At 70.4% G+C, this 5,771-nt stretch carries 3 protein-coding genes; all 3 read left to right on the forward strand.

Annotated elements, in window-relative coordinates:
- Positions 1-456: DUF721 domain-containing protein (locus ND748_RS23235; protein WP_251748084.1), on the forward strand; the 456-nt coding region annotated here is incomplete at its 5' end.
- A 423-nt stretch (positions 457-879) separates the two neighbouring features.
- Positions 880-2,814: a DNA topoisomerase (ATP-hydrolyzing) subunit B gene (gyrB, locus tag ND748_RS23240; protein ID WP_308205708.1), complete on the forward strand. Its 1,935-nt coding sequence runs from the start codon at positions 880-882 to the stop codon at positions 2,812-2,814.
- A gap of 172 nt (positions 2,815-2,986) precedes the next feature.
- Positions 2,987-5,491 (forward strand): DNA gyrase subunit A, encoded by a 2,505-nt coding sequence (gene gyrA / locus ND748_RS23245; RefSeq protein WP_251748085.1) that lies wholly within the window; start codon positions 2,987-2,989, stop codon positions 5,489-5,491.
- Positions 5,492-5,771: the final 280 nt, after the last annotated feature.

Here is a 5,771-nt window from a genome sequence, read left to right on the forward strand (position 1 = left end):
GCCGCGGACCGCGCCGGTCGGCGGCCCCGGTCCGGCGAGGACGACGGCCAGGTGCCCCAGCGCCCGCGGTTGCCGGGCATCGCCGCTCCCGGCCGGGAATGGCGCGACCCGGTCTCCTTCGGCACCGCGATCAGCCGACTGCTCGCCGCGCGCGGCTGGAAGCCGCAGGCCGACGACGCCGGCGTGCTCGCCCGGTGGGATGTCATCGTCGGCCCGGACATCGCCGACCACTGCACGCCGGTCTCGCTGCGCGACGGTGATCTGGAGCTCGTCGCCGAGTCGACTGCCTGGGCGACCCAGCTGCGCATGCTGTCCCGCCAGATCCTCGCCATCCTGCACCGGGAGCTCGGGCCGCAGGTCGTCCAGCGGATCACGGTGCGCGGCCCGACGGCGCCGTCGTGGCGGCACGGGTCGATCCGCACCAGCGGGCGCGGCCCGCGCGACACCTACGGCTGAGTTCGCCGGCCGGTTCCGCCGGCCGGTTCCGCCGGCCGGCGCGGCCGCTGGTTGCGGCGGCCCGCCCGGGACAGTCGCGCCCGGCCGCCCTGGGGTGGCCAGGTGTCCCGCCGGAAGAGACGGACAGATCGGGGGGGCGATCCGGTGATCACCGTCCGCGACGGTTCGCCGGAGCGGTCGGGGAGGTCCGGACCCCCGCCGGGGCTTCAACGGGAGGCGATCATGTGGGCAAGGGTTGATCGTCGCGTCGGGTGACCGTCGTGAAGGCGCGCCAAGGCCCCGGGAGGCGTCGGTCCCGTAGGGGGGTTCACAGTCCCGCCGTACGGGGCGCTGCGCAGACGTCAGGGGTCACCCTGCGTCCGCTAAAACGGGTCGGCGGGTAGACTGGTGGATACTTCCGCCCAGAACGAGGGGACCCGCCGCGTGGCCTACGATGCAAGTTCGATCAAGGTTCTCGAAGGTCTTGACGCGGTCCGCAAGCGTCCGGGCATGTACATCGGCTCCACCGGGGAGCGTGGTCTGCACCATCTCGTCTACGAGGTGGTGGACAACGCGGTGGACGAGGCGCTGGCCGGCTACTGCGACACGATCACCGTGAGCCTGCTCGCCGACGGCGCCGTCCGCGTCGTCGACAACGGTCGCGGCATCCCCGTGGGCATGCATCCCACCGAGAAGCGGCCCGCGGTCGAGGTCGTGCTGACGACGCTGCATGCGGGTGGGAAGTTCGACGGCAAGTCCTACGCGGTCTCGGGCGGTCTGCACGGCGTCGGCGTCAGCGTCGTCAACGCGCTGTCGACCAAGCTCGACGTGGAGATCCAGGTCGATGGGCACGTCTGGTTCCAGCCCTACGTGGGGACCCGTCCGGCGGCGCCGCTGGTGAAGACCGGCACCACGAAGAAGACCGGCACGTCGGTCACCTTCTGGGCGGATCCGACCATCTTCGAGACGACCGAGTACAAGTTCGAGACGCTTTCCCGTCGCCTGCAGGAGATGGCCTTCCTCAACAAGGGTCTGTCGATCACGCTGATCGACGAGCGCCCCGAGGAACGCCTCGAGGTCACCTACCGGTACACCAACGGCCTGGTCGACTTCGTCGGGCACCTCAACGCCACGAAGGACGCCATCCACCGCAGCGTGATCTCGCTGGAGTCCAAGGGTGTCGGCATCGAGGCCGAGCTCGCGATGCAGTGGAACGCCGGCTACAGCGAGTCCGTCTACACCTTCGCGAACACGATCAACACGCATGAGGGCGGCACCCACGAGGAGGGCTTCCGCGCCGCGCTGACCAGCGCCGTCAACGCCTACGCCAAGGACCAGAACCTGCTCAAGCCGGTGAAGGCGGGCGCCAAGAGCGGCGACGAGCGGCTGTCGGGCGACGACATCCGCGAGGGCCTGACCGCGATCATCTCGGTGAAGCTCGCGCAGCCCCAGTTCGAGGGCCAGACGAAGACGAAGCTCGGCAACACCGAGGCGAAGAAGTTCGTCCAGGAGATGTGCTATTCGGCGCTGAAGGACTGGTTCGAGGTCAACCGGACCGAGGCGCGGGCCATCGTCACCAAGTCGCTCGACGCCCAGCGCGCCCGGATCGCGGCCCGCCAGGCCCGGGACCTGACCCGGCGCAAGGGCCTGCTCGGCGGCACCGGCCTGCCCGGCAAGCTCGCCGACTGCCAGTACACCGACCCGGAGCGCTGCGAGCTGTACATCGTCGAGGGTGACTCGGCAGGCGGGTCGGCCAAGGGCGGGCGGGACTCGAAGTTCCAGGCGATCCTGCCGCTGCGCGGAAAGATCCTCAACGTCGAGAAGGCCCGGATCGACCGCGTCCTGAAGAACACCGAGGTCCAGGCGCTCATCCAGGCGCTGGGCACCGGCATCCACGACGACTTCGACATCGCCAAGCTGCGCTATCACAAGATCGTGCTGATGGCGGACGCCGACGTCGACGGTCAGCACATCCGGACCCTGTTGCTGACCCTGCTGTTCCGGTTCATGCGGCCCCTGGTCGAAGCCGGCCACGTGTTCCTCGCCCAGCCGCCGCTGTATAAGATCAAGTGGGGTCGGGAGGACTGGGAGTACGCCTATTCCGACCGCGAGCGCGACGGGCTCGTCCAGCGCGGGGTGGAGGCCGGCCGCAAACTGCCCAAGGACGCCATCCAGCGGTTCAAGGGTCTCGGCGAGATGAACGCCACCGAGCTGTGGGACACCACCATGGACCCGGACAAGCGCATCCTGCTCCAGGTCACCCTCGATGACGCGGCCGTCGCCGACGAGTTGTTCTCCGTGCTCATGGGCGAGGATGTCGACGCGCGCCGCAGCTTCATCCAGCGCAACGCCAAGGACGTGCGCTTCCTGGACATCTGACGCGGTGTGAGCGGTGCCGCGGCGGTCCGACCCGCGTGGCACCGCTGTGCGCCGCCCCGGCCGGGACGCCCCCGGGGCGAATCGTGGCTGGCGCCCCGCCGCAGCGCCCGGCCACCCGCGCCGGGACGCCCGTCCCCTTTGACGACTGATCCCACTGCCCTGGAAGGACCCCGTGGTCGACGTCCTACCGCCGCCCCCCGGCGACCGCATAGAACCCATCGGCATCGAAGTCGAGATGCAGCGGTCATATCTCGACTACGCCATGTCGGTCATCGTCGGCCGCGCGCTGCCGGAGGTCCGGGACGGGCTCAAGCCCGTCCACCGACGGGTCCTCTACGCCATGTACGACGGTGGTTACCGTCCTGACCGCGGGTACTTCAAGTGCTCGCGCGTGGTCGGAGACGTCATGGGTAACTACCACCCCCACGGCGACTCGGCCATCTACGACACTCTCGTCCGGCTCGCGCAGCCCTGGTCGCTGCGCTACCCGCTGGTCGACGGCAACGGCAACTTCGGCTCGCCCGGCAACGACCCGCCCGCCGCCATGCGTTACACCGAGGCGCGGATGGCGTCCCTGGCGATGGAGATGCTGCGCGACATCGACCAGGAGACGGTCGACTTCGCCGCGAACTACGACGGCCGTTCGCAGGAACCGCTGGTCCTGCCGAGCCGGTTCCCGAACCTGCTCGTCAACGGCGCCGGCGGCATCGCCGTCGGCATGGCGACGAACATCCCGCCGCACAACCTGCGCGAGGTCGCCACCGGCGTCCAGTGGGCGCTCGACCACGCCGAGGCGACCGACGAGGAAATGCTCGAGGCGCTGATCGGCATCGTCAAGGGGCCGGACTTTCCGACCTCGGGCCTGATCGTCGGCCGCAGCGGCATCGAGGACGCCTACCGGACCGGCCGGGGCAGCATCCGGATGCGCGCCGTGGTCAACGTCGAGGAGAACAAGGGCCGCACCCAGCTCGTCGTCACCGAGCTGCCCTACCAGGTCAACCCGGACAACCTGGCCGAGAAGATCGCCGAGCTGGTCCGGGACAACAAGGTCACCGGCATCTCGGACGTCCGCGACGAGACCTCGGCCCGCATCGGCCAGCGCCTCGTCATCGACCTCAAGCGCGACGCCGTCGCCAAGGTCGTGCTCAACAACCTGTACAAGCACACCCAGCTGCAGGACACCTTCGGCGTCAACATGCTGGCGATCGTCGACGGGGTGCCGCGCACGCTGCGCCTGGACCAGATGGTCCGCTACTACGTCGAGCACCAGGTCGACGTCATCGTCCGGCGCACCCGCTACCAGCTGCGCAAGGCCCGCGAGCGGCTGCACGTCCTCGACGGCCTGCTCATCGCGCTCGACCACCTCGACGAGGTCATCAGCCTCATCCGCAACGCGGAGTCCGCCGAGGCCGCCCGCGGCCAGCTGATGGAACGCTTCACGCTGTCGGAGATCCAGGCGACCGCCATCCTCGACATGCAGCTGCGTCGCCTCGCCGCCCTGGAACGCCAGCGGATCATCGACGAGGCCGCCGAGCTGCGGGCGCGGATCTCCGAGCTGGAGGCCATCCTCGCCTCACCGGTCCGGCAGCGGGAGATCATCGGCGAGGAGCTCGCCGAGGTCGTCGAGAAGTTCGGCGACGAGCGGCGGACCCGCCTGGTCCCCTTCGAGGGCGACATGTCCATCGAGGACCTCATCGCCCAGGAGGACGTGGTCGTCACCGTCACGCGCGGCGGCTACGCCAAGCGGACCAAGACCGACCTCTACCGCTCGCAGCGCCGCGGCGGCAAGGGCGTGCAGGGCGCGGCCCTGCGCGAGGACGACATCGTCGAGCACTTCTTCGTCACGACGACGCACCACTGGCTGCTGTTCTTCACCAACAAGGGCCGGGTCTACCGGGCGAAGGCGCACGAACTGCCCGAGCAGGCCCGGTCGGCCAAGGGCCAGCACGTCGCGAACATCCTCGCGTTCTCCCAGGACGAGCGGATCGCCGAGGTCATCGCCCTGAAGGACTACGAGGTCGCGCCGTACCTCGTCCTGGCCACCAAGCGCGGGCTGTGCAAGAAGACCGCCCTGAGCGACTTCGACTCCAACCGCGCCGGCGGCCTCGTCGCGATCAACCTGCGCGACGACGACGAGCTCATCGCCGCCCGCCTGGTCGCGCCCGGCGACGACCTGCTGCTGGTCAGCCGCAACGCCCAGTCGATCCGCTTCCACGCCGACGACGAGCAGTTGCGGCCGATGGGCCGGGCCACCTCCGGCGTGATCGGCATGCGCTTCGACGCCGAGGACGAACTGCTGTCCATGGACGTCGTCGTGCCGGGAACGACCGCCGACCTGCTGGTGGCCACCTCCGGCGGCTACGCCAAGCGCACCCCGCTGGCCGAGTACCCGGTGCAGGGCCGCGGCGGCAAGGGCGTGCTGACCGCTAAGATCGTCTCCACCCGGGGTGGCCTGGTCGGCGCGCTCGTCGTCGACCCGGACGACCAGCTCTACGCGATCGCCTCCAACGGGGGCGTGCTGCGCACCATCGCCAAGGACGTCCGCCGTGCCCAGCGGCAGACGATGGGGGTCCGCCTCATCGATCTGGAGACCGGTGTGCAGGTGGTCGGGGTGGCGCGCAATGCTGAAGTGGAGGACACCGAGGCCCCCGTCGACCCCGAGGCCCAGGAGAGCTGAGCCCGGGGTCGCCAGACGGTCCAGGCCCGAGGCGATGGCGGTCCTCGACGTCGGCGCCGTCCCCCGGCGCCGCGGTGACGCCGAAGCGGGGATCCGGCGTGCGCATGGCCCGCGTACGCCGCCAGGAGCGAACCGGGAGTAGCCCGTGAGCGACAGTCAGGAAGACCGGCCCGCCCGGTCGGCGGTCCACCGCGGCTCCTCCCCGGCCGCCGGGCCGGGGGGAGCGCGTGACGGCGACCGTTCCCGCCGCCCCGGCGACGGCGGCGACGGAGAGCCAGGC

Source organism: Frankia sp. AiPs1 (assembly GCF_023716945.1).
In the GTDB taxonomy this organism is placed as follows: domain Bacteria; phylum Actinomycetota; class Actinomycetes; order Frankiales; family Frankiaceae; genus Frankia.